This window comes from Cellulosimicrobium marinum (genome assembly GCF_020551945.1).
Classification (GTDB): domain Bacteria; phylum Actinomycetota; class Actinomycetes; order Actinomycetales; family Cellulomonadaceae; genus Cellulosimicrobium; species Cellulosimicrobium marinum.
Map to the genome: position 1 here is coordinate 117122 of NZ_JAJBZH010000007.1, position 26857 is coordinate 143978.

22 protein-coding genes are annotated in these 26857 nt (G+C 74.9%); 11 read left to right on the forward strand and 11 right to left on the reverse strand.

Translation table 11 applies throughout. The features are described 5' to 3' along the window. Positions 1 to 52: 52 nt before the first annotated feature. The 3 genes from LGQ04_RS15435 to LGQ04_RS15445 form a co-directional block, all read right to left on the reverse strand. Entirely contained in the window at positions 53 to 3955 is a 3903-nt protein-coding gene (locus tag LGQ04_RS15435) for a PQQ-dependent sugar dehydrogenase (protein WP_229244857.1), read from the reverse strand. 227 nt (positions 3956 to 4182) lie between these two features. Further along, positions 4183 to 5214: a CNNM domain-containing protein gene (locus tag LGQ04_RS15440; RefSeq protein ID WP_229244858.1), complete on the reverse strand. Its 1032-nt coding sequence runs from the start codon at positions 5212 to 5214 to the stop codon at positions 4183 to 4185. Further along, a complete protein-coding gene (locus LGQ04_RS15445) occupies positions 5211 to 6614 on the reverse strand; it encodes a hemolysin family protein (protein WP_229244859.1) in 1404 nt (467 codons plus the stop codon). Before LGQ04_RS15445 ends, LGQ04_RS15440 begins: the two co-directional genes overlap by 4 nt. Before the next feature lie 211 nt (positions 6615 to 6825). Here LGQ04_RS15445 and LGQ04_RS15450 point away from each other — a divergent pair, with 211 nt between their 5' ends. Beyond that, positions 6826 to 8004, forward strand: a complete 1179-nt coding sequence (locus tag LGQ04_RS15450; RefSeq protein WP_229244860.1) for a D-alanine--D-alanine ligase family protein — start codon at positions 6826 to 6828, stop codon at positions 8002 to 8004. A gap of 226 nt (positions 8005 to 8230) precedes the next feature. Here LGQ04_RS15450 and LGQ04_RS15455 read toward each other — a convergent pair whose 3' ends face one another. Next, a complete protein-coding gene (locus tag LGQ04_RS15455) occupies positions 8231 to 8779 on the reverse strand; it encodes a DUF3515 family protein (protein ID WP_229244861.1) in 549 nt (182 codons plus the stop codon). A gap of 54 nt (positions 8780 to 8833) precedes the next feature. Here LGQ04_RS15455 and LGQ04_RS15460 point away from each other — a divergent pair, with 54 nt between their 5' ends. Then, positions 8834 to 9853 (forward strand): thiamine-phosphate kinase, encoded by a 1020-nt coding sequence (locus LGQ04_RS15460; RefSeq protein WP_229244862.1) that lies wholly within the window; start codon positions 8834 to 8836, stop codon positions 9851 to 9853. A 15-nt stretch (positions 9854 to 9868) separates the two neighbouring features. On the opposite strand, the gene LGQ04_RS15465 is transcribed toward LGQ04_RS15460, so the two are convergent. Further along, entirely contained in the window at positions 9869 to 10384 is a 516-nt protein-coding gene (locus tag LGQ04_RS15465) for a GNAT family N-acetyltransferase (RefSeq protein WP_229244863.1), read from the reverse strand. A 148-nt stretch (positions 10385 to 10532) separates the two neighbouring features. Further along, positions 10533 to 10724, reverse strand: a complete 192-nt coding sequence (gene rpmB, locus LGQ04_RS15470; RefSeq protein ID WP_069385235.1) for a 50S ribosomal protein L28 — start codon at positions 10722 to 10724, stop codon at positions 10533 to 10535. A gap of 266 nt (positions 10725 to 10990) precedes the next feature. Between rpmB and LGQ04_RS15475 the strand changes: the two genes are divergently transcribed. The 9 genes from LGQ04_RS15475 to mutM all read left to right on the forward strand — a co-directional run bounded on the left by LGQ04_RS15475 (position 10991) and on the right by mutM (position 19487). Beyond that, positions 10991 to 12781: a DAK2 domain-containing protein gene (locus LGQ04_RS15475; protein ID WP_229244864.1), complete on the forward strand. Its 1791-nt coding sequence runs from the start codon at positions 10991 to 10993 to the stop codon at positions 12779 to 12781. Next, entirely contained in the window at positions 12778 to 15024 is a 2247-nt protein-coding gene (locus LGQ04_RS15480) for an ATP-dependent DNA helicase RecG (RefSeq protein WP_229244865.1), read from the forward strand. Before LGQ04_RS15475 ends, LGQ04_RS15480 begins: the two co-directional genes overlap by 4 nt. A gap of 29 nt (positions 15025 to 15053) precedes the next feature. Then, complete coding sequence (rsmD, locus tag LGQ04_RS15485; RefSeq protein ID WP_229244866.1) at positions 15054 to 15632, forward strand: 16S rRNA (guanine(966)-N(2))-methyltransferase RsmD; 579 nt, start codon at positions 15054 to 15056, stop codon at positions 15630 to 15632. A 74-nt stretch (positions 15633 to 15706) separates the two neighbouring features. Continuing rightward, positions 15707 to 16204: a pantetheine-phosphate adenylyltransferase gene (gene coaD / locus LGQ04_RS15490; RefSeq protein ID WP_229244867.1), complete on the forward strand. Its 498-nt coding sequence runs from the start codon at positions 15707 to 15709 to the stop codon at positions 16202 to 16204. A 23-nt stretch (positions 16205 to 16227) separates the two neighbouring features. Next, positions 16228 to 16818 carry an ATP synthase subunit B family protein gene (locus LGQ04_RS15495; RefSeq protein ID WP_229244868.1) on the forward strand — a complete coding sequence of 197 codons (591 nt, stop codon included), beginning with the start codon at positions 16228 to 16230 and terminating at the stop codon, positions 16816 to 16818. A gap of 279 nt (positions 16819 to 17097) precedes the next feature. Next, entirely contained in the window at positions 17098 to 17616 is a 519-nt protein-coding gene (locus tag LGQ04_RS15500) for a YceD family protein (protein WP_372470108.1), read from the forward strand. Positions 17617 to 17618: 2 nt separating this feature from the next. After that, positions 17619 to 17813: a 50S ribosomal protein L32 gene (gene rpmF / locus LGQ04_RS15505; RefSeq protein WP_069387572.1), complete on the forward strand. Its 195-nt coding sequence runs from the start codon at positions 17619 to 17621 to the stop codon at positions 17811 to 17813. A gap of 56 nt (positions 17814 to 17869) precedes the next feature. Beyond that, positions 17870 to 18550: a ribonuclease III gene (gene rnc, locus LGQ04_RS15510; RefSeq protein ID WP_229244869.1), complete on the forward strand. Its 681-nt coding sequence runs from the start codon at positions 17870 to 17872 to the stop codon at positions 18548 to 18550. After that, a complete protein-coding gene (gene mutM, locus LGQ04_RS15515) occupies positions 18543 to 19487 on the forward strand; it encodes a bifunctional DNA-formamidopyrimidine glycosylase/DNA-(apurinic or apyrimidinic site) lyase (protein WP_229244870.1) in 945 nt (314 codons plus the stop codon). The genes rnc and mutM overlap by 8 nt, the downstream gene beginning before the upstream one ends. A gap of 7 nt (positions 19488 to 19494) precedes the next feature. Here mutM and LGQ04_RS15520 read toward each other — a convergent pair whose 3' ends face one another. The 5 genes from LGQ04_RS15520 to LGQ04_RS15540 are packed head-to-tail and all read right to left on the reverse strand — an operon-like array spanning position 19495 to position 26724. Then, a complete protein-coding gene (locus LGQ04_RS15520) occupies positions 19495 to 20436 on the reverse strand; it encodes a phosphoglycerate dehydrogenase (protein WP_229244871.1) in 942 nt (313 codons plus the stop codon). A gap of 55 nt (positions 20437 to 20491) precedes the next feature. After that, positions 20492 to 22342, reverse strand: coding sequence for a thiol reductant ABC exporter subunit CydC (gene cydC / locus LGQ04_RS15525; protein WP_229244872.1), 1851 nt, complete (start codon positions 22340 to 22342; stop codon positions 20492 to 20494). Continuing rightward, positions 22339 to 24057, reverse strand: a complete 1719-nt coding sequence (gene cydD, locus LGQ04_RS15530) for a thiol reductant ABC exporter subunit CydD (protein WP_229244873.1) — start codon at positions 24055 to 24057, stop codon at positions 22339 to 22341. The genes cydC and cydD overlap by 4 nt, the downstream gene beginning before the upstream one ends. Beyond that, a complete protein-coding gene (gene cydB / locus LGQ04_RS15535; protein ID WP_229244874.1) occupies positions 24054 to 25169 on the reverse strand; it encodes a cytochrome d ubiquinol oxidase subunit II in 1116 nt (371 codons plus the stop codon). The genes cydD and cydB overlap by 4 nt, the downstream gene beginning before the upstream one ends. 40 nt (positions 25170 to 25209) lie before the next feature. After that, positions 25210 to 26724 (reverse strand): cytochrome ubiquinol oxidase subunit I, encoded by a 1515-nt coding sequence (locus tag LGQ04_RS15540; protein ID WP_229244875.1) that lies wholly within the window; start codon positions 26722 to 26724, stop codon positions 25210 to 25212. Positions 26725 to 26857: the final 133 nt, after the last annotated feature.

The following is a 26857-nucleotide window of genomic DNA, read 5'->3' on the forward strand; positions in this document are numbered from 1 at the left end:
CCGAGGGGGTGCGCGATCGGACCGCGCACCCCCTCGCCGTCAGGGCTCCGGCCTATCCGCAGGTCAGGCCCGTGTGATCGGCCGTCGTCGTGCTCGTCACCTCGCGGCCGTCGACCGTCGCGCTCGCGGTGACCGTGACCGACCCGGCGTCGAGCGACGTCGAGCGCGTCGCGAACGCCTGGTACGCCGCCGCCCCCGGGGCGACCTCGGCCACCGTGCGCGAGCCGTACGCCGTCGTCAGGGTGACGTCCGCCGGCACGTCCGACGTGTTCGTCGCCCGCACCGCGAGGTACGCCTTCCCGGCCAGGCATCGCGGCGCCACCGTGACGTCGACCGTCACCTCCGCGGGAACGTCGCCCGCAGTGACCGTCAGGTCGCGCAGGCGCCCGGTGTTGTCGAACGAGCCGAACCCGACCCGGCCCTCGGCGAAGGTCGTGTCGTTCGCCGTGAGCAGCGGGGTGTCGAGCCCGTCGACGTAGACGGCGACGTCGCCGCTGTCCGCGCAGCGCACCACGCGCACGTCGTGCCACTCCTCGTCGGTGACGGCCGGTGGCGCACCGACGCTGCCGTCCCACTGGTCGTCGATCCGCTCCCGGTCCCGGCCGTCGACCTTGAAGATGCCGTTGTGGGCGTAGATCGTGTTGTCCTGCGACAGGTGGGCGTAGTAGTACTGCGTGTCCGACTGCCAGCCGAAGACGACGATGACGTCGCGGTTGTTGACGGACGCCGGCGCGTCGAGCCGCACCTCGGCCTCCAGCTCGAACGAGCCGAGCTCGGGCCCCTCGGCGAGCACGGCGTACTCGAACGGGCGGCGGATGCCGTCGTTCGGGTTGGTGCCCGCCTCGGCGAGCACGACCTCGTCGCCGGGGAACTGCCACTTGGACGGCGTGCGCGGCGCCCAGTGCTCGGCCGCCATGACGTCCGTGACCTGCTCACCCGCCGGCGCGCACGACGGCGGCGTCGGGTCCTCGCCGGGCTCGGCGGCGAACAGCGCGTACTGCGCCGCGACCTGCTCCGCCGTCGGCACCGTGTCGAGGAACATGAGGTCGTCCATGCGGCCGTGGAACGGGTTGGCCTCGCGCGTGTCCTGCGGGTAGCTGCCGCCGATCTTGATGCCGGCCGGGTCGGTCGGTGACGTGGCGCCCGAGCCCCACGGGTTCGTCGAGGACGTGTACTCGCCCTCCAGGCGCTCGCCGTTCATGAACAGCTGCATCTCGCCGCCCGCGAAGTCGAACGTCGCGGCCAGGTGGACCCACTCGCCCTGGCGCAGGATCTCGTCCCACGGCAGGTCCGCGGCGAACGTCCACGAGCCGGCCCCGTCGACGCGCCGGCCGAGCGCGACGAGCTTGAGCTCGCCGTTCACGGTGATGACCTCGAGCAGCGCGCGCACGCCGTGCCCGTCGGAGTCGCCGCTGAGGACGCCCGCGAGCCCGATCGCGTTGTACCGGTCGTCCGGGTTGGCGGTGTTCGAGTTGAGCGCCGGGTGCTCGCCCGTGGGCTTGAACCAGCCCATCACGGAGATCTCGTCCGTGCCGGCGAAGGCCCCGAGCGAGTCGACCCCCTCGGCGTCGTAGACCCCGGCCTTCCAGTCGTCGTTCGACGACGTCCCCGGGCTCATCTGCTGGGTCTGGAGCGCTTCGCCGGCCCCGGGGTACGCGCGGTCCGCGACGCGCATCTCGGTGCCGCCGTTGACCAGCCGCACGTCCGTGCCCGACCAGCCCTGGTCGGCCTCCCACGTGGCGTCGGCCGCGACCGGGTGGTCGAAGTCGTAGTGCGCGACGAGGTTCGGTGCGAGCTCCGGCAGGGCGACGGGCGACGAGGCGCCGGCGTACCGCGCACCCGTGACCTTCCAGACCTTCCCGTCGGCCTTCGACACCAGGTACAGCTCGCCGTCGGCGTCGGCCCCGAACCGCAGGTCGACGCGCGCGTCCCCGACGAGCTCCTGGAACGTCGTCTCCTGCCCGTCGTGGAAGACCTTGAGGTGCTCGATCTCCGCGAGGTCCTCGAGGTCGCCGTCGTTGCGCTGCATCTCGTCGGCCTGCGTCGACAGCACCCAGCCGCGCACGAGGTCGGTGAACAGGTAGCGGCCCCGGAGCTCGGGGATGTCGCCGCGGTAGACGAAGCCGCCGTTGAGCGCCACGCCCGCGTCACCGGTCTGGCCGGGGTCGCGGTTGTGGTCGTACGCGGCGACCGGGTAGGTGAAGCCGTTCTCGGCGTCGTCCTCGGGCAGGGGGAAGATCTGCCGGTTCTCGGCGAGGAACGGCCCCTCGCGCTCGGACCAGCCGAAGTTGTCGCCCGCCTCGACCTCGTAGACGGACTCGACCTGCCACTCGCCGATGTGCCCGAGGTACATCGCGTGGTCCCCCTCGGGGTCCCAGCTGATGCGGTGCGGGTCGCGCATGCCGACGGCGTAGATCTCGCCGAGCGCGCCGGGGGTGCCGACGAACGGGTTGTCCGCCGGGATCCCGTACTGCCCGTTCGCGCTGTCGTCGCCCGTCGGGTCGATGCGGAAGATCTTGCCCTGCGGCGTGGACAGGTCCTGCGGGTTGCCGTTGCCCACACCGTTGCCGCCGTCCCCGACGAGGACGTAGAGCATGCCGTGGTCGGGGTCGCCCGGCTCGACGGTGGGGTTGAAGGCGATCTGCTGGACGGTGTGCACGCGGCCCGCGAACGGCACGCGCATGAGCTCGCGGCTCGTGCCGGCGAAGGTCTCGGCCGAGGGGTCCGTGGCCGTCCACTCCGTGATCACGCTGTGGTAGTTCGTGCCGCCGAACGCCGGGAAGTCCGGCGTGTCCTCGGTCAGTGCGCTCCCGGCCTCGGTGTGCACGGTGTAGAAGACCCCGTTGTCCGCGAACTCCGGGTGGAACTCCACGAACCCGAAGCCGGTGCCGAGTCCCGCGTGGTTGTGGAAGTTGTCGACGAACCGGTCGCGCACGTTGAGGTAGGCGACGTGCGCCCCGGTCTCCTCGTCGACCATGTAGAGGATCTCGTTCATGTCCGGCACCGCGAGACGGCCGGAGCCGTCCGGGACCTCGTCGAGGTGGGTGATGCGGTTGTGGCGCACGAGCCGCTGGTCCGAGGTCGCGGGCGTCGTCTGCGACTCGGGGAGCTGGACGAGCTCCTCCACCTCGATGCCCAGCGCCGACGGCGTCGGGTCGGGGAGCGGGTTGAGCAGCGGCTCGCTCGGGGTGGTCCCGCCGGCGGCGCAGTCGCCCGGGTTCCCGGTGGCGATCGCGAGGTTCTCGGCGGAGGCGTCGACGGCGACGTCGTCCAGCATGAGCCGCCCGGCGCTGCTCGAGCCGTTGATCCAGAAGAACCGGTCGAGCGCGCCGCTCACGCCCTGGCGGAAGCCGAACTGCTGCTCGGTGCCCTCGGGCAGGCGCGTGATCTCCTCGTACGGCCCGCCCTGGCTGTAGACGGACACCGTGTCGGTGGCGTTGTCGGCGACGATCCACACGCACTGCCACGTGTCGCGCGACCACACGCCGGCCGGCTTGAACCCTCCGCCGTCGCGCACGAGCATGACGTCGTTGTTCTGGTTGTTCACGTACGCGCGGCTGTTCACGTAGTCGGACGGCGCGTCCACGTCCGTGAGTCCGAACGACGTGTCGACGCTTCCCGTGCGCATGAAGCGGAAGAACAGCGTGCCGACGTCGCCCTCGGCGACGGGCGGGACGGCGCGGTAGGACTTCTGGCCGCCGCCCACCATCTCGAGGATCTGGTTGTTCGCGTTGAGCGGGTCGGCGACGACGCGGGCTGCGGTCGAGGCCGTCCACCCGTCCTGGCCGTGGAGCGCCGTGCGCTCGTACTCCTCGAAGTCGAGGACCTCGGTGAATCCTTGGTCGACCGCGACCTCCGCGGCGGCGGGCGGCCCGAGAAGGGTCCCGCCCAGGACGGCCGCGAGGGTGACCGCGAGCGCGGTTCTTCCTCCGCGACGGGAACGCGTAGACGTCATCGTCTGCTCCACTTCGTCGGATGGTGCTGCAGAACTGCGGCGCCACGGCGACGTCGCCGGTGGCACCGGGGCCGCCCCCGGCTGGTCCGGCCCTGTCATGTCGGGACGCACGACCCTGTGCGCGACCTCTGCAGGGTAGGAAAGGGCTTTCCCGCTGTCAAGGGTCACGACACGAGGGGCCCGGCAGCACGTGTGCTGCCGGGCCCCTCGCTCGAGTCCTCCACGGATCAGCGGACGAGCGCGGGCGCCGGCTCCTCCGGTCGGGGCAGGAGGCGCCGCAGCACGTCCGCGAGGGTCACGAGGCCGACGAACCGGTCGCCGTCCATGACCATCGCGAGCTGCTCGCTCGACTCGCGCATGCGGGCGAGCGCGGCGTGGACCGTCGTCCCCGACTCCAGCACGAAGCCGGGTCGCGCGAGGTCGTAGACCGGCCGGTCCGCCGGCTCGAGCAGCGTGTCGCGCACGTGCACGACCTTCGGCACGGCGCTGCCGTTCTGCAGCAGGATGCGCAGGTGCCCGGACCGTGCGGACGCGGCGCGCACGTCGGCGGCCGTCGCGTCGGCCGGGACCGTCGTCGGCGCGCTGCCCGTGGGGACGAGCGCGTCGACCGTGAGCGTCTCGAGCTCGAGCGCACCCGAGATCTGGACGCGGTACGACGCCTCCAGCGCTCCGACGTTCGCCGAGTGCTCGACGAGGTGGCGCAGCGTCGCCGGGTCCTGACCGCCGCCCTCGACGTTCTCGACGGGCTCGACCCCCACCGCGCGCACGCAGCGGTTCGCGAGCGCGTTGAGCCAGCGCAGCAGCGGGCGGAACGCCCACATGAAGCCGCGCATCGGCAGCGCGAGGAGCGTCGCCGACCGCTCGGGGTGGGCGATCGCCCACGACTTCGGCGCCATCTCACCGACGACGAGGTGCAGGAAGGTCACGACGACCAGCGCGAGCACGAAGCCCGCGACGTCGGCCACCCACAGGGGCGCGCCCCACGTCTCGAAGACCGGGGTGAGCCAGTGGTGCACGGCCGGCTTGGTGATGGCGCCGAGCGCCAGCGTGCAGGCCGTGATGCCGAGCTGTGCGCCCGCCATGAGGAGCGTGAGCTCGTTCGAGCTGCGCAGCGCCGCACGGGCGGAGCGGCTCGTCGCCGCGGCGTCCTCCAGCCGGTGCCGCTTGGCGCCGAGGAGCGCGAACTCCACGGCGACGAAGAACGCGCTGAGCGCGATGATCGCGACGGTCGCCGCGACGACGACCCAGGGGTTGCTCATCGGGCCTCCTCCTCGGTGGCGGTGGTCGCGTCGTGCGCGGAGCCGGGCTGCTCGCCGCGGTGCTCGTCGAGCCGCACCCGGACCAGGCGCGGCACGTGCCGCTCGACGGACAGCACGTCCACGACGAGCGTGCGCGTCACCGGCTCGTCGTGGACGAGGTCGGCCGGGTCGAGGGGGAGCGGCACCTCGATCGTGTCACCGGCGCGCGGCAGCGCACCGTGCTGGGCGATGAGCAGACCGGAGACGGTCTCGTGGTCGCCGCGCGGCAGGTCGTGCCCGATGGCGCGCTCCGCCTCGTCGACGTGGACGTCGCCGCCCATGACCCACACGTCGTCGTCCTCGGCGGTCACCGTGACGGGCTGCTCGGGGTCGTGCTCGTCGGTGATCTCCCCGACGACCTCCTCCGCGAGGTCCTCGACCGTGAGCACGCCGGTGAACCCGCCGTACTCGTCGATGACGCACGCGAGCTGGTTGCGCGTGCTCGTGAGCTGCGCGAGCGCGTCGGGCAGCATCATGACGGTCGGCAGGACCACGGCGGGCCGCATGAGGTCCGTGACCGGCGCGTCGTCGGGCAGGGACGTGGCGAGCACGTCCGCGAGCTGCACGACGCCGAGCGGCTGGTCCGTGTCGTCGACCACCGGGTAGCGCGTGTGCGCGCGGGCCATGAGCTCGCGCACCTCCGCGATCGTCGACCCCGGCCGGACGGTCCCCACGCGCGAGCGCGGGATCATCGCGTGCTCCACGTCGCGCTGCGGGAAGTCGAGGATGCGGTCGAGGAGCACGGACAGCTCGTCGGGAAGGTCCCCGCTCTCACGCGAGTCCGCGACGATGTGCTCCAGGTCGCGCGCCGTGGCCGTGTTGTCGACGTCGTGCACCGGCTCGATCTTCAGCAGGCGCAGGAGCGCGTTCGACGCCTTGTCGAACACCGCGATGAGCCAGCCGAACACCGTGAGGTAGGCCGTCGTCGAGCGGGCCAGACCCCGCGCCAGGGGCTCGGGGCGCGCGATGGCGAGGTTCTTCGGGAACAGCTCGCCGAACAGCATCTGGATGATCGTCGACAGCACCAGCGCGAGGACCGTGCCCACCGCGACGCCGACGCCCGTCGGGACCCCCACGCCGCCGAGGATCGTGCCGAGGGACTCGCCGATGAGCGGCTCGGCCACGTAGCCCACGAGGAGGCCCGTGACCGTGATGCCGAGCTGGGCGCCCGACAGCACGAACGAGGTGCGCCGGGTGACGGCGAGCGCGCGTCGTGCGGACTCGTCGCCGGCGTCCGCCTGGGCGCCCAGGCGCGACCGGGCGACGGTCATGTAGGCGAACTCCTGGGCGACGAAGTAGGCCGTCGCCGCCGTGATCGCGAGGACCACGAGGAGGCCGAGGAGCAGGGAGAGGAACGTCATCACCGGGCCCGCACCGCCCCTCGGTCGTCACGGACGCGGGGTCGCGTCCACGTGATGCCGGGGCCGGTGCGGCCGGGACTATGGTCGGGGTCGTCGGCCGCGGGGGCCTCGAGAGTCATCTCTTCCACGAACGACCTCAACGCACCGGGGCCCCGATTCGTTCCCGGGCACGTCACGGGGCGCCGACCGGGGTCCGGTAGGGTCGTCCGCGATGTCCACCGAGCAGCCCGCCCCGCACCGCGCCGCGCCCGACCAGGGCCCTGCCGCGACCGCCCCGACGCCCCCCCGGGTGCGCGTCCTCGTCCTCTTCGGCGGGCGCTCCGGCGAGCACGCGATCTCCGCGGCCACCGCAGCCGGGGTGCTCCGCGCGATCGACCGCACCCGCTACGACGTCGTCCCCGTCGGGATCACCCCCGAGGGCGAGTGGGTCCTCGCGGCCGACGACCCCGGACGCTGGGAGATCACCGACGGGCGCCTCCCGCAGGTCGAGGCCACGGGCGAGGAGGTCGTGCTGCCCCTCGCGACGGACCGCCGCGGCGTGCGCGTCCTCGCCCCCGGCCAGATCCCGCGCGAGATCGGCGAGGTCGACGTCGTGCTGCCGCTCCTGCACGGCCCCTACGGCGAGGACGGCACCGTCCAGGGCCTCCTCGAGCTCGCCGACGTGCGGTACGTCGGCGCCGGGGTCCTCGCGTCCGCCGTCGGCATGGACAAGCACTTCATGAAGCTCGTGCTCGCCGGCCAGGGGCTGCCCGTCGCGCCCTACACCGTCATCCGGCCCGGCGAGTTCGAGCGCAACCCCGCCGCATGGACCGAGACCGTCGCCGGGCTCGGCCTGCCGGTGTTCGTCAAGCCCGCGCGCGCCGGGTCCAGCCTCGGCATCTCCAAGGTCGACGACCTCGCCGACCTGCCCGCCGCGATCGCCGAGGCGCAGCGCCACGACCCGAAGGTGCTCGTCGAGGCCGGCGTCGTCGGCCGCGAGATCGAGTGCGCCGTCCTCGGCGGCCGCACGGGGGAGCGCCCCCGCGCCTCCCTGCCCGGCGAGATCGTCGTCACCGACGACGCGCACGCCTTCTACGACTTCGAGGCCAAGTACCTCGACGAGGCCGGCGTCGAGCTGTCGTGCCCGGCCGACCTCCCCGCGCACGTCGTCGCCGAGGTGCAGGACGTCGCCGTGCGGACCTTCGAGGCCGTCGGCGCCGAGGGCCTGTCCCGCGTCGACGTGTTCGTCACGCCCGACGAGCAGGTCGTCGTCAACGAGATCAACACCATGCCCGGGTTCACCCCGTTCTCCATGTACCCGCGCATGTGGGAGCGGTCCGGCCTCGCCTACGCCGACCTCATCGACGAGCTCATCACTCTCGCGCTCGAACGGCCCACCGGCCTGCGCTGATCCTGCGCCCTGCGCGCGAGGTGCAGTTCCGGGCGCCTGTGGGCGAGGGGCAGCTCCGGGCGTCCGTGGGCGAGGGCGGCTCCGGGGCGGCGGCGAGTCTTCCATCCGCCGCCTCGTCCCTCGGCGGCTCCCGCCGGACCCGCCACGACTCGCCGCCGCCCCGGAGCCGCCCCTCTTTCGCGCGGCCCTCGTGCGTGATCCTCGCTGGCGAGGCGTCGGCCGGACGTCAGCCCGCGGCGTCGGACACGCCGACGCAGGCGCTGGTCTGCGGCACCTCGAGCACCGCGGGGGCGAGGTCCGAGATGAACGCCGTCGAGTGGTCGGCGGACACGGCCGGCGGGACCACGACCTGCACGGCGGGGTCGCGGCCGTACGTCGTGAACGTCCAGGTGCCCTCGCCGTCCTCGACGACGAGCCAGTCCACGGTGCCCGACGTGGAGCCGACGCTCTGGCAGGCCGTGGTCGTCGGGCCGGGGACCTCGACGCCGCAGCGCAGGGTGACGGCCGCGCCCGGCTCGCCCCAGGCGGCGGTCGCCTGGCTGGTCGTGCCGACCTTCGGGAGGTCGTCGGCGAGCTGGTCGGGCACGGACAGCAGGACGCTCGCGCACAGGGGGTTGGCGGCGTCGTCCGCGACGGGGACGCCGATGCGCGGGGCGCACGCGCCCGTGACGGCCGCGAGGGCGACCGCGAGCACGGGGACGACGGCGCGGCGTCGGGCAGGCCGACGGACGGCGGCCGGGCGGGCGGCGGGACGGGCGCTGGAGGAACCGGGCACGTCAGTACGGTAGCGGCCCCGGCGGCCTGCCCGTGACGGGCTAGGGTGGCCGGCGTGAGCGAAGCGCCCCTCCTGGTCCGCGACGTGTCCGAGGAGGCGCTCCTCGGCCGGATCTTCCCCCTCCTGCCCGCCGCCCCCACGACGCTCGTCGGGCCCGGGGACGACTGCGCGGTCGTCGCGGCGCCGGACGGGCGCTACGTCGTGTCGACGGACGTGCTCGTCGAGGACCGGCACTTCCGGCGGCGGTGGTCCTCGGGGTACGACGTCGGGTGGCGGGCGGCGGTGCAGAACCTCGCCGACGTGGCGTCCATGGGGGCGCGGCCCGCGGCGCTCGTCGTATCGCTCGTCATGCCCGGCGACCTGCAGGTCGACTGGGTGACGGGGCTCGCGCGGGGGCTCGCGGCGGCGTGCGGGCCGGTGGGGGCCGCCGTGGTCGGCGGGGACCTGTCCGGCGGTGACCAGGTGGTCGTCGCGGTCACCGTCCACGGCGACCTCGCGGGTCGCGCACCCGTGCTGCGCTCCGGGGCGCGCCCCGGGGACGTGGTCGCGCTCGCCGGCACGCTCGGACGGGCGGCGGCCGGCCTCGACCTGCTCGAGGCAGGACGACCGGACGACGTGCTCACGCAGTCCTACCTGCGCCCCGACCCGCCGCTCGCCGCAGGGCCGCTCGCCGCGGACGCGGGCGCAACCGCGATGATGGACGTCTCGGACGGGCTGCTGCGCGACGCCGGGCGCATCGCCCGGGCGAGCGGCGTGCGCCTCGACCTGTCGGACGTCGCGCTGGACGACGACCGTGCCGCGCTCCGACCCTGGGCGCAGGGCGTCGCCGCCGAAGGTTCGGACGACCAGGTCGACGCGGCCGGGACGGACGGCTGGCGCGTCGTCGTCGACGGCTGGGTGCTCGCCGGGGGAGAGGACCACGGCCTGCTCGCGACGTTCCCGCCGGACGTCGAGCTGCCCGCGCCGTTCCGCCCGATCGGTCGCGTGCACGCGACCGACGCGTCCGGCCCGGTGGTCACCGTGGACGGCACCCGGCCGGGCAGCGTGACGGGATGGGACCACTTCCGCGCCTGACCGCGCGGGGTCGCGTCAGGCGCGGCGGTACCGCACGGCCGTGAGGTCCTTGCCGCCGATGTCGTCGCGGCGCTCCACGCCGTCGGGGGCGAAGCCGTGGCGGCGGTAGAAGCGGCGGGCGCGCTCCGCGTCCTCCAGCACCCACAGCGTGACGACCGTGCCCGGTGCGACGTCCGCGAGGAGCGTGCGCATGAGGTCCCGGGCGACGCCGCGCCCCCACGACTCGGGGTCGAGGTAGATCGCGTAGATCTCCAGGTCGCCCGGCTCGGCGTCCTCGTCCCGGCAGGGGCCGAGGGTCGCGAAGCCGATCGTGCGGCCGTCCGCGTCGGCGAGCCAGGTCCGTGCGCCGGGGGTGCTCAGGCTGTCGACCCAGTGCTTCTCGCGCTGGTCGACGTCGAGCGAGGCGAGGTACTCGTCCGGGACGATCCCGGCGTAGGCCCCCCGCCACGACGCGACGTGCACCGCTGCGATGGCGCTCGCGTCCCCGGTACCGGCCGGGCGGATGGTTACCTCGCTCAGTTCCGTCACCATGGGGAAAGCCTGCCATCGGGCCGCGGTTCCGCCAAACCGGTTTGTCCCGATCTTCAGAAGATCTCCGCATCGGAGGCGGACGCCGGGGACGACGAAGCGCCCGTCGGCCGTGCCGACGGGCGCTTCGAGGACGTGCTCGCGCGGGCGATCAGGCCGGGCGCGTGACCTTGCCGGCCTTGAGGCACGAGGTGCACACGTTGAGGCGCTTGGGCGTGCCGCCCACCACGGCGCGGACGCGCTGGATGTTCGGGTTCCAGCGGCGCTTCGTGCGGATGTGGGAGTGCGAGATGCTGTGCCCGAAGCCCGGGCCCTTGCCGCAGACGTCGCAGTTGGCAGCCACGGTTTCTCCTGATCGTCGTGCACGTCGCGCAGGCAGCGGCGACGTATGAATGGTCTGTGGGTTCTGCCCGGTGGTTCGTACGGCGGCGCGCGATACGCCCGGGCAACCTGCTCAGGGTAGCCGATCCCCCCGGGGCGGCTCAAGTGAGCGCTCCCGGGACGCCGTCGGGCCCCGGAGCAGACTACGGTGTTCGCGACCGTCCGGACCGCCGGGCGGGTGCGGGCGCGCGCCCGCACGCAGCCCGTGGACGAGGAGCCCCGACCGACGTGAGCCCCAGCGAGGTGATGGACGCCACCCACGTCCGCGCGTGGGCGCGCGACGGCGTCCGGGCCCTCGACCGGGCCCGCGGCGCCCTCGACCGGGTCAACGTCTTCCCCGTCGCGGACGCCGACACGGGCACCAACCTCTACCTCACGTTCCTCGAGGCCGCGCGCTCGATCGCCGCGGTCCCCGCGGGGGCGGGCGCCGGGGACGTGCTCGTGCGCCTCGCGCGCGGCGCGCTCGTCGGGGCGCGGGGCAACTCCGGCGTCATCCTCAGCGAGTACCTGCGGGGCCTCGCCGTCGAGCTCGCCGGTCGTGCGGAGGTCGACGGCGCGGGCCTGGCCCGCGCGCTCGGCGCCGCCGCGGAGACCGCGCGTCGCGCCGTCGCCCACCCGGCCGGCGGGACCATCCTCACCGCGGCCGACGCCGCCGCCGACGCCGCGCGTGCCGCGGCCGGGGATGCGGCCGAAGGGCCCGCACGCGCTGTCGACCGTCCGGCGGACGTCTGCGCCGCGGCGCGCACCGCCGCACGGGCCTCTGCCCTGCGCAGCCGGGACGAGCTCGACGTGCTCGCCCGCGCCGACGTGCTCGACGCCGGCGCGCTCGGGCTGACCCTGCTCCTCGGCGTCCTGCACGCCGTCCTCGACCCGGACGCCGCTGTGGCCGACACCGTGCCCGACGCCGACCCGGACGCCGTCACGTCCGCCGTGTCGGACGTCGTGTCGGACGTCCTCGGCATGATGGCCGGCATGGTCCCCGTCGCGCCCGACGGCGAGGACGCCGTCTCCGCCGGACCGGCGGACCGCAGGGGAGGGGAGTTCGAGGTGATGTACGTCGTCGACGCGACGTCGACGCCCACGCACGCGCTGCCTCGCGACGACTCCGCGCTCGCCGGGCTCGCGGCACGGCTGCGTGACGGCCTCGCCCGCGTCGGGGACTCCGTCGTCGTGGTGGGGGGCGAGAGCGCGCCCGGAACGAGCCCGGGGTCGGACGGGCTGTGGCAGGCCCACGTGCACACCGACCACCCGGCGTCCGCGCTCGCCGTCGGCCACGAGACGCTCGCGGCGCTCCCCGGGGTGCCCGCCGCGCTGCGCCAGGTGCGCGTGCGTCACCTGCCGGGCGGGGTCGACCCCGAGCCGGTCCACCGCCCGTCGCTCGGCGTCGTCGCGGCCACCACGTCCCCCGGCGTCGTCGCCGACCTCGCGCGCGCGGGCGCCGTCGTGATCCAGCGCGAGCCCGGCGCGGCGCCCGACCCGCTCGCCCTGCACCGCGCGGTCGTCGACACGGGTGCGCACCACGTCGTCCTGCTGCCCGCCGCCGTCCTCGACGACGGACTCCTCGACGACCTGCGGGCCGCCGTGCTCGGCGACGGCGTCGAGCGTCTCGACGTCCTCGACGCGCCCACCGACCTGCACGTCGTCGTCGCGCTCGCCGCCGGGCTGCAGGCCGACCCCGACGACGACGAGGCCCGCGTCCTCGCCGCACGTGCCGCTCTCGCGGGGGTGCGCGTCGCGGAGGCCGCGGGCACCGGGCCCGACCCCGCAAGGGTCGGTCGCCCGGCCCTGCCGGACGGCCTGGGCCGCGCGCTCGACGCCGTGCTCGACGTCCCGGCCGAGATCCTCACCGTGCTCGTCGACGACGACGTCCCGCACGACGCCCTCGACGCGCTGGCGGACCGGGCTGCGGCGCGCGGGGCGGAGACCGTGGTGCTGCGCTCCGGCCGCCCGGGGACCCGGGTGACGCTGGGCGCGGAGCCGCCCGCCGGCGTCGGGCGCACCGAGGAGGGGGCCGGATGACCGACCGCATGGCCGAGCCGCTCACGCGCGCCCTCGGCACCCGCTCGGCGAACGCGCTCGCCAAGCTCGGGCTCACCACGGTCGGAGAGCTGCTCAACCACGTCCCGCGCCGCTACGGCGACCCCGGCCGGCTCACCGAGCTCGCCGGTCTCGCCCTCGGCGAGCACGTGACGATCGTCGCCCAGGTGCGCTCGGCGACCGTCCGCCGCATGCGCAACCGGCCGGGCGCGATCCTCGAGGCCGTCGTCACCGACGGCCCGCAGCAGCTGTCGCTGACGTTCTTCGCCAAGGGGCCGGGCGCGCTGCGCTACCACGAGCAGCGCCTCGCGCCCGGACGCCTCGGCCTGTTCACGGGCGTCGTCGGCGACTACCGCGGCACCCGCCAGCTCACGCACCCCGACTACCGGATCATCGGCATGGACGACGACGCCGAGGACGCCGAGAGCGCCGTCCTCGAGGCGAGCCGGCCCATCCCGATCTACCCCGCGAGCGCGAGCATCCCGAGCTGGAAGATCCAGCCCGCCGTGCGGACCGTGCTCGACCCGCTGCGCGAGGAGGACGTGCCCGACCCGCTCCCCGCGGACGTCCGCGCCCGGCACGGCCTCGGGACGCGGCTGGAGGCGCTGCGCGACGTGCACGAGCCGTACGACGAGCAGCAGTGGCGACGCGGCCGCGACCGGCTGCGGTACGAGGAGGCCTTCGTCCTCCAGGCGGCGCTCGCGGTGCGACGCGCCCGGGCCGCGGCGGAGCCCGCGACCGCGCGGGCCCCGCGCGGACCGGGGGAGCCGGGGATCCTCGCCGCGTTCGACGCCGCGCTGCCCTTCGAGCTGACGCGCGGCCAGCGCGAGGTGGGCGATCAGGTCGCCGACGACCTCGCCCGCCCGCGTCCCATGCAGCGGCTGCTCCAGGGCGAGGTGGGCTCCGGCAAGACCGTCGTGGCCCTGCGCGCGATGCTCCAGGTGGTCGACGCGGGCGGCCAGGCGGCCCTCCTCGCGCCGACCGAGGTGCTGGCCGCCCAGCACGCGCGCACCCTGCGTGCCCTGCTCGGCCCGCTCGCGGAGGGAGGGATGCTCGGCGGGGCCGCCGACGCGACGCGCGTCGCCCTGCTGACCGGGTCGCTGCCGGCGGCGGCCCGCAAGGAGGCGCTCCTCGACGCGGCGAGCGGCGCGGCGGGCATCGTCGTGGGCACGCACGCGCTGCTCTCCGAGCACGTGCAGTTCGCCGACCTCGGCCTCGTCGTCGTCGACGAGCAGCACCGGTTCGGCGTCGAGCAGCGCGACGCGCTGCGCGCCAAGGCCCGCACGAGCCCCCACCTGCTCGTCATGACCGCGACCCCCATCCCGCGGACCGTCGCCATGACCGTGTTCGGCGACCTCGAGACGTCCGCGCTCACCGAGATCCCCGCGGGCCGCTCGGGCATCACGACGCACGTCGTGCCGGCCGCCAACGAGGCCTGGCTCGACCGGACGTGGGCGCGCGTGCGCGAGGAGGTCGACGCCGGCCACCGCGCCTACGTGGTCTGCGCGCGCATCCACCCGGACGAGCCCGGCGCGGGTCCGGCGTCGGAGGAGTTCGACGACGTGCCGGACTTCCTCGCCGAGGAGGGGGCTCCGGAGGGCGACCGGGCGCCCCTGCGGGCCGTCCTCGAGGTCGCCGACGAGCTGCGCGCCCACCCGCGGCTCGCCGGGGTGGAGGTCGGTGTGCTGCACGGCCAGATGCCGCCCGCGGACAAGGAGGCCGTCATGACGGCGTTCGCGCGCGGGGAGGTCCAGGTCCTCGTCTCCACGACGGTCGTCGAGGTCGGCGTCGACGTGCCCGAGGCGACGGTCATGGTCGTGCACGACGCCGACCGGTTCGGCATCTCCCAGCTCCACCAGCTCCGGGGCCGGGTGGGCCGTGGCTCCGCGCCCGGGCTCTGCCTGCTCGTCTCGACGGCGCATCCCGGCACCCCCGCGGCGACCCGCGTCGAGACCCTCGCCCGCACCACCGACGGGTTCGAGCTCGCGACCGTCGACCTCGAGCTGCGCAGCGAGGGCGACGTGCTCGGCGCCGCGCAGTCCGGGCGCGCGAGCTCGCTGCGCCTGCTGCGCGTCGTCAAGGACGCCGACGTCATCGCGACGGCCCGCACCGACGCCGCCGAGGTCGTGGCCGAGGACCCGGAGCTCGCCGGCAACGAGGCGCTGCGCCGCGCGATCGCCGACCAGCTCGACCCGGAGCGCGAGGAGTTCCTCGAACGGGCGTGACCGCGCGGTGGCGTGGCTAGGCTGGGCGCGTGACGAGGATCGTGGCAGGGACCGTCGGCGGGCGCACCATCGGGGTCCCTCCCCGCGGCACGCGCCCGACGAGCGACCGGGTCCGCGAGGCCGTCTTCTCACGGCTCGAGCACTACGGGGTGGTCGACGACGCGCACGTGCTCGACCTGTACGCCGGCTCGGGAGCCCTCGGGCTGGAGGCCGCGAGCCGTGGTGCGCGGGACGTGACCCTCGTCGACTCCGCACGCGTCGCCGCCGACGTCGCGCGACGCAACGTCACGACCCTCGGCCTGCCCGGGGTGCGTGTCGTGGCGCAGGCGGCCGAGACGTACGCGGCCGCGCTGCCCGGCACGGGCGGCCCGCTGCACCTCGTCTTCCTCGACCCCCCGTACGACCTCGCGCCCGACGCCCTCGACCGGGTGCTCGCCCACCTCGCACGCCCGGGCGTGCTCGACCCGGCGGCGGTCGTCGTCCTCGAGCGCTCGTCCCGGTCCGCCGAGCCCGACTGGCCCGCGGGCTGGGAGCTCCTCGCCACGAAGACGTACGGCGAGACCGCCGTGTACTTCGCCGGGCCCGCGGACGACGACCCCGCGGTGTGAGCTGGCGCCGCGAGGTCGGGAGCACGCCGGTCGGGCTCCCGGGCGGGCCGGGTGCCGTGTACTACCGTGACGGCGTGACCACAGCCGTCTGTCCCGGGTCGTTCGACCCGATCACCCTGGGCCACCTCGACATCGTGCGACGGGCCCGGGCGTTGTTCGACGTCGTCGTCGTGGGCGTGGCGAGGAACGCGTCGAAGTCCGCCCTCCTCGGCGTCGACGAGCGGGTCGCGCTGGCCCGCGGTGCGGTCGAGGACGCGGGGCTCGACGGCGTGCGGGTGGAGGTCGTCCCGGGGCTCCTCGTGGACTTCTGCCGGGACGTCGGGGCGGCGGCGGTCGTCAAGGGTCTGCGCGGTGGCGCGGACTTCGACGCCGAGCTGCCGATGGCGCTGATGAACCGGCACCTCACGGGTGTCGAGACCGTCTTCGTCGCGGGCGACGCGTCGTTGCTGCACGTGGCGTCGTCGCTCGTGAAGGACGTGGCCCGGCACGGCGGTCCGGTGGACGACCTCGTCCCGCCGGGCGTGGGCGACGTCGTGCGGCGGGCGCTGGCGGGGGAGCGGACGAGCAGGTGAGCATCACGGAGAGGACCGGACGGATGAGCGAGCACGAGTCGGCAGGCGCGCAGCGCACGGGACAGGACGTCGCGGGGGACGAGCCCGCGGCCGGGCTGCACGCGATCCTCGACGACCTGGCCCGCCTCGTGGAGTCGTCCCGCACGATGCCGATGTCGGGCGGCTCCGTCCTGGTGCACCGGGGGGACGCGCTCGCGCTCGTCGACGAGCTGCGTGCCGCGCTGCCGGAGCAGCTCGCGCACGCGGACGAGGTGCTGGCCGAGGCGGACGCCGTGCTCGCAGACGCGCACCGCCAGGCGGAGGAGATCCTCACGACGGCGCGTGCCCGGGCGATCGAGCTCGTGCAGTCGGAGCAGGTGGTGGTCCAGGCGCAGTCCCGGGCGCACGAGATCGTGGAGGAGGCTGAGCAGTCCGCGACGACGTTGCGACGTGACGCGGACGACTACTGCGACCAGCGGCTCGCCGACTTCGAGGTCGACCTCGGCAAGGTCCTGGCCCAGGTGCAGGCGGGCCGCGCGAAGCTCGCGGGACGTCTCGACGGGCACCCGACCGAGCCGGAGTCGCCGTTCCCCGCCACCATGGCGCCGCGGCAGCCGGAGCGGTCGCCTCGCTGACCGGTGCCGCGTCCCGCCGGTCGGGCCCGACGAGGGACCGCGCTGGCGCCGGCGGGTCGCCGTGACGTACGATCGACCGTTGGTTCGGTGCTCACGCCCGCCGTCCGGCGCTGCGGTCCGCCCGCGGCGCGCGACCGTGGCCACGCCCACCGACCGCCCCCGACCCCGTCCGTGACCTGTCCTGCCCTGCGGGAACCGACCCTGGAGCGCGCCATCGCCACCGAGAAGACGTCGCCGCTCGTGCTCGACACGCACGAGCTCGGTCGGCGACCCGGAAGCATGCGCGAGGTGCGCCGGACGGTCGCGGCGCCCGCCGACCTCGGCACCGCCGTGATCGGGATCCCCGAGGGGTCCGAGCTGGACCTCGACCTGCGCCTCGAGGCCGTCATGGAGGGCGTGCTGGTCTCCGGCGCCGTCTCCGGTCGCGCCGTGGGCGAGTGCGTGCGGTGCCTCGAGCAGGTGACCGAGCCGGTCGCCGTCGAGCTCACCGAGCTGTTCGCCTACCCGGAGCGCGCGCAGGCCGCGCACGACGCGGGCGACGAGCTGGAGGACGCCGAGGACGTGTACGAGCTCGACGGCGACCTCGCCGACGTCGAGCCCGCGCTACGGGATTCGGTCGTCACTGCACTACCATTCAGTCCGGTGTGCCGTGCGGACTGCCCTGGCCTGTGCTCCGAGTGCGGAGCTCGCCTGGCGGACGACCCGGGCCACACCCATGACCTTGTCGACCCTCGCTGGTCGGCGCTGGAGAGCATGTTCGACACCTCGAACGTGTCCGACGAGACGAAAGAGAGCTAGCCGTGGCTGTTCCGAAGCGCAAGATGTCGCGCAGCAACACCCGTGCGCGTCGTTCGCAGTGGAAGACGACCGCCGCGAACCTCACCACCTGCCCGCAGTGCAAGGGCGACAAGCTGTCGCACGCGGCGTGCCCGACGTGCGGCACCTACAAGGGCCGCCAGTACGCCGAGGCGCTGCGCTCCGAGCACGCAGGCTGAGGCGCGTGGCACCGGCTGCACCGGCAACCGGTCTTCTCGAGAAGCTCGGGGTCTCCTTGGACCCCGAGCTTCTCGTGCTTGCGCTCACGCACCGGTCGTTCGCGCACGAGAACGGCGGCATCCCCACGAACGAGCGGCTCGAGTTCCTGGGTGACACCGTGCTCGGTCTCGTCGTGACGGAGACGCTCTACCGCCGTCACCCCGACCTCTCCGAGGGCGAGCTCGCCAAGATGCGCGCGGCCACGGTCTCGCAGAAGTCGCTCGCGATCATCGCGCGCGAGCTCGGTCTCGGCCGGTACGTCCTGCTGGGCAAGGGCGAGATCCGGACGCACGGCAACGACAAGGACTCGATCCTGTCGGACACGGTGGAGGCGATCATCGGCGCCGTCTACCTCAGCCACGGCCTGGAGCCGGCGCGCGACCTGGTCCTGCGTCTCGTCGAACCGCGTCTCGCCGCTGCGGCCGACCTCGGTGCGGGGCTCGACTGGAAGACGTCCCTGCAGGAGGCGGCGGCCGCCGCGGGGCTGGGCGCTCCTGCGTACTCGAGCGACGCCGTCGGGCCCGACCATGCTCGCGTCTTCACGTCCTACGTCCACCTCGACGGGCGCCTCTACGGCACGGGCAGCGGCACCGCGAAGAAGTACGCCGAGCAGGAGGCCGCCGAGCGCGCGTACCGCACGCTCGCGACCGAGCAGGCCGAGGCGACGCCGGCCCCGTCCGAGGGTGCGGGTGCCTGAGCTCCCCGAGGTCGAGACCGTCCGTGACGGTCTCGCGCGGCACGTGCTCGGCGCGGTCGTCACCGGCGTCGAGGTGGGGCGCGACTACTCCGTGCGTCGCCACGACGGCGGGCCCGCCGCGTTCCGGGACCAGCTCGTCGGGCACCGGCTCGACGCCGCCGTGCGCCGCGGCAAGTTCCTCTGGCTCCCGCTGGCGGGCGCCGGCGAGGACCCCGCGCCGCCCGCCGCGGCCCTCCTCGCGCACCTCGGGATGTCCGGGCAGCTCCTCGTGCGCTCCGGTCCCGCGCTCGGGGACCGCTCGCCCCACCTGCGCGTCCGCCTCCACCTGGAGCCCGCCGGGCTCGGCCCCGCGGGCGCGCTCGCGCTCGACTTCGTCGACCAGCGGACCTTCGGCCACCTGTCCGTCCAGGACCTCGTGCCCACGCCCGACGGCGCCCCCGGCGGCCGCGGCTCCGGGCTCGCGGCGCTCCCCGCGCCGGTGGAGCACATCGCGCGCGACCTGCTCGACCCCGCGCTGCGTCTCGACGACGTCGTCGCGGCGGTGCGGCGTCGTCGCACGGGCATCAAGCGGGCGCTGCTCGACCAGACCGTCGTGTCGGGCGTCGGGAACATCTATGCCGACGAGGCGCTGTGGCGTGCTCGGGCCCACTTCGCGCGCGCGACCGACACGATGACCCGGCCCGTCGTGCGTCGCGTGCTGGACGCCGCGGCCGAGGTCATGTCGGAGGCTCTGGCGCAGGGCGGCACGAGCTTCGACGCGCTGTACGTCAACGTCAACGGCCGGTCCGGCTACTTCTCGCGCTCGCTCGCCGTCTACGGGCAGGAGGGGGAGCCGTGCCCGCGCTGCGGCACGCCCGTGCGGCGTGACGAGTTCATGAACCGGTCGTCGTACACGTGCCCGCGCTGCCAGCCCCGCCCGCGCTCCGGGCGCTGGTGACCGTCCCTCACCGGGGGACGACGTTGCGCAGCGACTCTCCGGCGCGGAACGCCGCGAGGTTGGCCTCGACGAGCTCCGCGGCGCGCTGCGGTCGGGTCCCGGCGACGTGCGGCGTGAGGACCAGGCGCGGCGCGTCCCACAGCGGGGACGACGCCGGCAGGGGTTCGGTCGCGGTGACGTCGAGCGCGGCGGCGCCGAGCCGGCCCGCGTGCAGGGCGGCGACCAGCGCGTCCTCGTCGACCGTGCTGCCGCGCCCGACGTTGACGAACAGCGCGTGGTCGGGCAGCAGGTCGATGCGGTGCGCGTCGAGCGCGTGCCGCGTCGCGGGCAGCGCCGGGAGGAGCGAGACGAGCACGTCGGCGGTGGGCAGGACGGTGGCGAGGTCGTCGTCGGTGACGACCGGGTAGCCGTGGCGCTCGCCCGGCGTGCACGCGACACCCGTGACGCGCGCGCCGAGGGCGCCGAGCAGCGGGGCGAGCCGCGCCGCGATCGAGCCGAAGCCCCAGACCACGACGTGGGCGCCGTCGAGCGTGTACCGGCCCGCGGTGGCGGGGTCCGACTGCGCGTGCACCACCTCGACGTCCCACCGGTGGTCGCGCTGGGCCGCCCCGAGCACGTCGAGCCGGCGGACGCCCGCGAGGACGAGGGCGAGCGCGTGCTCCGCGACCGGTCCGTCGTGCAGCGACCTCCCGGACGTGACGACGACGTCCGGGGCGAAGCCCGCCGCGAGGACCGCGTCCGGCCCGGCCGCGAGGGTCTGCACCCAGCGCAGCCCCGGGAGGTGCTGCGCGGCGTCGGACAGGTTCTGCGCGGAGTTGGCCCAGGCGACGAGGACCTCGGCGTCCCGGTCCTCCTCGGGCAGCGGCGCGGCCGCGTCGTAGACCACGACCTCGTCGCCCGGACCGGGGTGCAGGTCGAGGGCGATGGTGTCGGGGACGAGGATCTTCACGACTGCTCCGGCGGTGGGGTGCGCCGCGCCGGTCCCGGCGGGCGTGGTGAACGTATCACCGCGCCGTCGGGAGCTCCTGGTCGAGCGACCAGCGGTACTCCGGGCGCCCGAGCAGCTCGGCGTGCGTCCCGCGCGCCACGACCCGGGCGTGGGAGCCGGGGCCGTCGCGCCCGAGGAGGAGCACCTCGTCGACCGCCTCGAGCGCACTGAGCCGGTGCGTGGCGACGACGACCCCCCGCCGGCCCGGACCGCCCGCGTCGCGGGTCGCGGCGACGAGCCGCCGCACGAGCGCGTCGGCCGTCGCGGGGTCGAGGTGCTCCGCGGGCTCGTCCAGGAGGACGAGGGGCGCCGGGGCGAGGAGCGCGCGCGCCACGAGGAGCCGACGGCGCTCGCCCCCGGACACGTCGGTGGCGTCCGGCCCGAGGGTCGTGCCGACGCCGTCGGGCAGGGCGGCGAGCCAGGCACCGAGGCCGACGTCGCGCAGGGCGTCCTCCGCCTCCTGGGCGGTCACGTCACCGCGTGCGACCCGCAGGTTCTCCAGCACGGTCGTGTCGAACACGTGGCCGTCCTCCGCGACGAGCACGACGCCGCGTGCCGCCTCGGCGCGCGGCAGGCCGGCGACGTCCGCGTCGTCGAGCGTGACGCGTCCGGCCACCGGGGGGAGCAGACCGGCGGCGGTCGCGAGCAGCGTCGTCTTCCCGACGCCGGACGGCCCGACGAGCGCGACGGCGCGACCCGGCGACAGCGCGAGGTCGACCCCGGTGACGACCGTGCGCCCGCCGGACCCGGCGTCCCAGGCGCACGCCGCGTCGTCGAGCACGAGCGTCGGGGCGGGGTGCGGGGGGGCCGTGCTCCGGTCGCCGTCCGCGTGCGGTGCCGGGCGGGGGCCGCGCGTCACCGACAGGTCGAGGAGCCCGATGACGCGGCGGGCCGCCTGACGCGAGCGGTGGAGCTGGACCGCGGCGGCGGGCAGCGCGTTCGCCGCCTCGAACACCGCGAGCGGCGTGAGCACGACGACGGACAGCTCCTCGGGCGTGAGCGTCCCGCCGACGACCGCCGGGATGCCGAGCGCGAGGGCCGCGAGCACCGCGACGCCGACGGACGCCGCGGCGAGGGCGGCCGCGACGCCTCCCGTGCGGGCGCCGTCGTCCGTCGCCCGCGCGAGGTCGCGGTCCGCGGCGCGCAGGTCGGCGAGGCGGCCGTCGAGGCGCCCGGACACCGCGAGCGGCCCCGACTCCTCGAGGACCTCGAGCGCGGACGCGGTCATCGCGGCCCGGGCGGCGGCGCCGCGCTCCTCGACCTCGCGGGCCGACCGCGCCGAGAGCCACGGCGCGACGACCGCCGCGACGACGAGGCACAGCGCGAGCGCGACCCCCGCCGCCGGGAGGAACGCGCCGACGAGGACGACCGACCCGGCGGACACGGCGAGCGCGACCCCCGCGGGCACGACCGCGCGCACCACGACGTCGCCGACGTCGTCCACGTCGGCGCCCACGCGCGCGAGCAGGTCGCCCCGACGGAGGCGCACGAGCGCGGCGGGCGACCCGTCGGCCAGGGCCGCGTACAGGTTGGCGCGCAGGGCCGCCATGCCGCGCAGCGCGACGTCGTGGGACGCGAGGCGTTCGAGGTAGCGGAACACGCCGCGGGAGATGCCGAACGCGCGCACCGCGACGACGGCGACGGACAGGGTGAGCACCGGCGGCATCTGGGACGCGCGCGCGATGAGCCACGCCGCGGCGGCCGCGAGCGCGACGGAGCTGCCGAGCGCGAGCGTGCCGAGCACGACGGCCCCCACGACACGGCGCCACCGCACGTCGAGCAGGCGCACGGCCTGCCACAGGGGGTCGGCGGCGAGACGGGTGCGAGGCCCGGACCCGGTGGGGGGCGTGGGCGGTGCCGCGGTCATGCCGTCACCTCGGCCGCGGCGGGCGAGACGACCGCCGACGCGACGGTCACCACCTCGTCGGCGACGCCCACGAGGGAGGCGCGGTGGGCGACGACGAGCACGGTGCGGCCCTGGTCGCGCCAGGTGCGCACGGCGTCGAGCACGACCTGCTCGCCGCGGGCGTCGAGGTGGGCGGTGGGCTCGTCGAGGATCACGAGCGGGGTGCTCGCGGGGTCGCCGAGCAGGGCGGCCGCCAGTGCCGCGCGCTGGCGCTGCCCGACGCTCAGGCCCGTCCCGCCGCGCCCGACGGGCGTGTCCCAGCCGTCGGGGAGCGACGCGACGACGTCGTCGAGGCCGGCGGTGCGGGCGGCGCGCGCGAGGTCCGCGCCGTCGACGTCGAGGCCGTCGGTCACGGCGTCGCGCAGGCTCCCGGGGGCGAGCGCGGGGCGCTGGGGGAGCCAGGCCACCTGCGGCCAGGTGGTCGCGGGGTCGAGGTCGGCGAGGGGGATGCGCTCGCCGTCGGGCGTGGTCCAGGTGACGTCGCCGTGGTCGGGCCGCACGAGGCCGAGGAGCACGTGGACGGCGGTCGTCTTGCCGGCGCCGCTCGGCCCGGTGAGCGCGACGACGCGGCCGGGCCTGCCGTCGGTGGTGCCGACGGGCAGGATCAGGTCGAGACCGTCCGGGGCGAGGACGCCGCGGTCGCCCGCCCGGACGCCGACGCCGTGCAGGGTCAGGGTCGAGCCGGCGAGGTTCGGCGCGGGCCGGGTGCCGCGCTCGGGAGCGGGTTCGTCGAGGATCGCGAAGGCCTGCTGCGCGGCGGCGATCCCGTCGGTGGAGGCGTGGAAGTGCATGCCGACCTGGCGCAGCGGCAGGTACACCTCGGGTGCGAGGACGAGCACGGCGATCGCCGGCTCGAGGTCCATGCCGCCGTGGACGAGCCGCAGGCCCACCCCGACGGCGACGACCGCGACGGACAGCGTCGTGAGGAGCTCGAGCACCATGCCGGAGAGGAACGCGACGCGCAGCGTGCCCATCGTCGCCCGCCGGTTCGCCTCGCCGAGCGCCCGGACGCGCTTCTCGGGGCCGCGTGCCCGGCCGAACGCCAGGAGGGTCGGCAGGCCCGCGAGGAGGTCGAGGACCTGCGCGCCGAGGCGCTGCATGACGACGAGCCGGCGCTCCGACGTCCCGGCGGTGAGCTGGCCGACGAGGACCATGAACAGCGGGACGAGGGGGATGGTGACGGCGATGACGAGCGCGGAGACCCAGTCGAGGCCGAGCACGACGGCGAGCGCCGCGGGGGTGACGGTCGCGGCGAGCAGGAGCTGGGGGAGGTAGCGCACGAGGTACGGCTCGAGCGCGTCGAGGCCGCGCGTCGCGAGGGTCGCGACGGCGGGGCCGCGCCCGCTCGCGAGCCACCGTGGCCCGAGGGCGGCGGCGTGCGCGACGACCTGCTCGCGCAGCTCGGTGACGGTGCGGGTCGCGGCGCGCAGGGCGAACCGCTCCTGCGCCCACGACACCGCGGCCCGCGCCGCGACCACCCCGGCCAGGAGGGCGAGGTGGTCGGCGACGTCGGCCAGGTCCGCGGTGCGCTGGATCGCCGGGGCGAGGATCGCGCCGAGCAGGAGCGCCTGCGCGACGACGAGGCCCGCGGTGACGAAGCCGAGCACCGCCGTGAGGACCACGTAGCCCCGTGCGGCGCGCGCCTGCCGCAGGAGCCGCGGGTCGAGCGGCTTCACGCTCGGGGCGTCCCGTCGTCGGAGGTGAGGTCGCGCCCGGCGGCCCCGCCGGACGACGCGCCGCCGAACGCCGCCTCGCGGACCTTCCTCAGGGACAGGCCTGCGGGGGCGGGGATGTCGTGCGTGGACAGGCGGCGCCGGAACACCCAGTAGGTCCACGCCTGGTAGGCGATCACGAGCGGGGTGAGGAGCACGGCGACCCAGGTCATGACGGTGAGGGTGTAGTCGGTGGACGACGCGTTGTGGACGGTCAGGGAGTTCGCCGGGTCGGTGGCGGGCATGACGTCGGGGTACATCGACCCGAAGATCAGCACCACCGCGGCGACGAGCGTGAGCGCCGACGCGCCGAACGCCCACCCCTCGCGACCTCGGGCGTTCGCGACGAGGGCCCCCACGAGCCCGCCGGCCGCCGCGGCCACCGCGACCCACGTCCACGGGACCGAGTAGGCGACCTGGGCCCACACGGCCCAGCCGCCCGCGACGACGACCGCGGCGACGCCGAGCACCGCGGCGAACCGGCGCGCGCGGTGGCGGATCTCGCCGTCGGTCTTCAGCGCGACGAACACGGCACCGTGCAGGAGGAACAGCACGAGGGTGACGAGGCCACCGAGGAGGGCGAACGGGGACAGGAGCGAGAAGAAGCCGCCGGTGAACTGGTGGTCGGCGTCGAGCTCGACGCCCCGCACGAGGTTCGCGAACGCGACGCCCCAGAGGACGGCGGGCACCCACGACCCGACCTGGATCGCGGCGTCGCAGCGGCGGGCCCACTGCTCGTCCGCGATCTTGCCGCGGTACTCGAACGCGACGCCGCGCACGATGAGCGCGACGAGGATGAGCAGGAGCGGCAGGTAGAAGCCGGAGAAGAGGGTCGCGTACCACTCGGGGAAGGCGGCGAACGTCGCGCCGCCCGCGGTGAGGAGCCACACCTCGTTGCCGTCCCAGACGGGCCCGATGGTGTTGATGAGGACGCGGCGCTCCTTCTCCTTGTGCTCCTTGTCCCCCCGGGGCAGCAGCGAGACGAGCATGCCCACCCCGAAGTCGAAGCCCTCGAGGACGAGGTAGCCGGTCCACAGGACGGCGATGAGCAGGAACCAGACGACGGCGAGATCCACGGCGGTGCTCTCCTAGCGTGTCAGCAGGGTCGGGGCCGCGTCAGTACGCGAACGACAACGGGCGGTCGGCGGACTCGTCGTCGCCGTCGGGCGGTTCCTGCGCCTCCGGCGACTCGTCGCGCACCGACAGCGGGACGCCCTCGACGGCGTAGCGGCGCATGAGCACGAACCAGACGGCTGCCAGCGCGCCGTAGACGAGCGTGAAGACGATCATCGAGGTGAGGACCATGCCGGGGCTGACGGCGGTGGACACGCCGCGCTCGGTGAGCAGCCGGATCTGGTCGATCCCGGTCGGGTTGGGCGCGACGACCCAGGGCTGGCGCCCCATCTCGGTGAAGATCCAGCCGAACGAGTTCGCGAGGAAGGGCATGGGGATGGCGATGAGGCCGACGCGCGCGAACCACACGTTGTCGGTGACGCGCCCCTTGCGCGTGAGCCACAGCGCCATGAGCGCGAGGAGCACGGACCCTGCGGCCATGCCGATCATGAGGCGGAACGACCAGTAGGTCATGGCGAGGTTCGGCGTGTAGGTGACCGGGTCGCCGTCGGCGGTGACGTCGCCGTACCGCTCGGTCATCTGCTCCTGGACGTCCTCGACGCCGGGCAGGTAGCTCTCGGGGCCCGAGAAGTGACCCGTGCCGAGGTAGGAGGCGAGGCCGGGGATCTCGATGAGGTGCGTGACGTTCTCGCACGAGTTCGACAGGTCGCCGATCGTGAGGATGGAGAACGCCGCGCCCTCCTCGCCCTGGCACAGCGCCTCGGCCGACGACATCTTGCCCGGCTGCTGCTCGTACATGATCTTGCCCTGGATGTCGCCGGAGACGGCGACCCCGAGCCCGCCGACGAGCATGGCGATCACGCCGAGCGTCACGGCGGGGCGGTAGACGTCGCGCGCGAGCTCGACGTTCTCGGCCTTGCGGGTCCGCACGAGCCGCACCATCCACCACGCGGCGATGCCGGTGACGAACGTCCCGGCGGTGAGCAGGGTCGCGGTGATCTGGTGCGGAAAGGCCGCGAGGAGCGTGTTGTTGGTGAGCACGGCCCAGACGTCGTTCATCTCGGCGCGGCCCGTCTCGGGGTTGTAGACCGCGCCGACGGGGTGCTGCATCCACGAGTTCGCGGCGAGGATGAAGAACGCGGAGAGGTTCACGGCGATCGCGACGGCCCAGATGCACGCGAGGTGCACCTTCTTGCTGAGGCGGTCCCAGCCGAAGATCCACAGCCCGAGGAACGTGGACTCGATGAAGAACGCGGCGAGGGCCTCCATCGCGAGGGGCGCGCCGAAGACGTCGCCGACGAAGCGCGAGTACTCGCTCCAGTTCATCCCGAACTGGAACTCCTGCACGATGCCGGTCACGACGCCGAGGGCGAAGTTGATGAGGAGGAGCTTGCCGAAGAACTTCGTCAGGCGCAGCCACCGCTCGTTGCCGGTGCGCACCCAGGCGGTCTGCATGATCGCGACGAGCGGGGCGAGGCCGATCGTCAGCGGGACGAAGATGAAGTGGTAGACGGTCGTGATGGCGAACTGCCATCGCGCGAGCTCCAGGGCTTCCACGGGTGCTCCTCGGGGGCCGACGGGGTCGGGACGGACGACACCGGAGGGGCACGCCACGGCGAGTCCCCACGGTCTGACGCTAGGCCCAATCTGCCCCATCGGCGCGGGCGGAGATGACGCGAAGTGCTGAAAA

Coding starts and splice junctions, on each gene's coding strand:
- LGQ04_RS15435 (WP_229244857.1), bottom strand. CDS start 3,955: ATGACGTCTACGCGTTCCCGTCGCGGAGGAAGAACCGCGCTCGCGGTC.
- LGQ04_RS15440 (WP_229244858.1), bottom strand. CDS start 5,214: ATGAGCAACCCCTGGGTCGTCGTCGCGGCGACCGTCGCGATCATCGCG.
- LGQ04_RS15445 (WP_229244859.1), bottom strand. CDS start 6,614: ATGACGTTCCTCTCCCTGCTCCTCGGCCTCCTCGTGGTCCTCGCGATC.
- LGQ04_RS15450 (WP_229244860.1), top strand. CDS start 6,826: ATGTCCACCGAGCAGCCCGCCCCGCACCGCGCCGCGCCCGACCAGGGC.
- LGQ04_RS15465 (WP_229244863.1), bottom strand. CDS start 10,384: ATGGTGACGGAACTGAGCGAGGTAACCATCCGCCCGGCCGGTACCGGG.
- LGQ04_RS15480 (WP_229244865.1), top strand. CDS start 12,778: ATGACCGACCGCATGGCCGAGCCGCTCACGCGCGCCCTCGGCACCCGC.
- LGQ04_RS15495 (WP_229244868.1), top strand. CDS start 16,228: ATGAGCGAGCACGAGTCGGCAGGCGCGCAGCGCACGGGACAGGACGTC.
- LGQ04_RS15500 (WP_372470108.1), top strand. CDS start 17,098: ATGCGCGAGGTGCGCCGGACGGTCGCGGCGCCCGCCGACCTCGGCACC.
- cydC (WP_229244872.1), bottom strand. CDS start 22,342: ATGACCGCGGCACCGCCCACGCCCCCCACCGGGTCCGGGCCTCGCACC.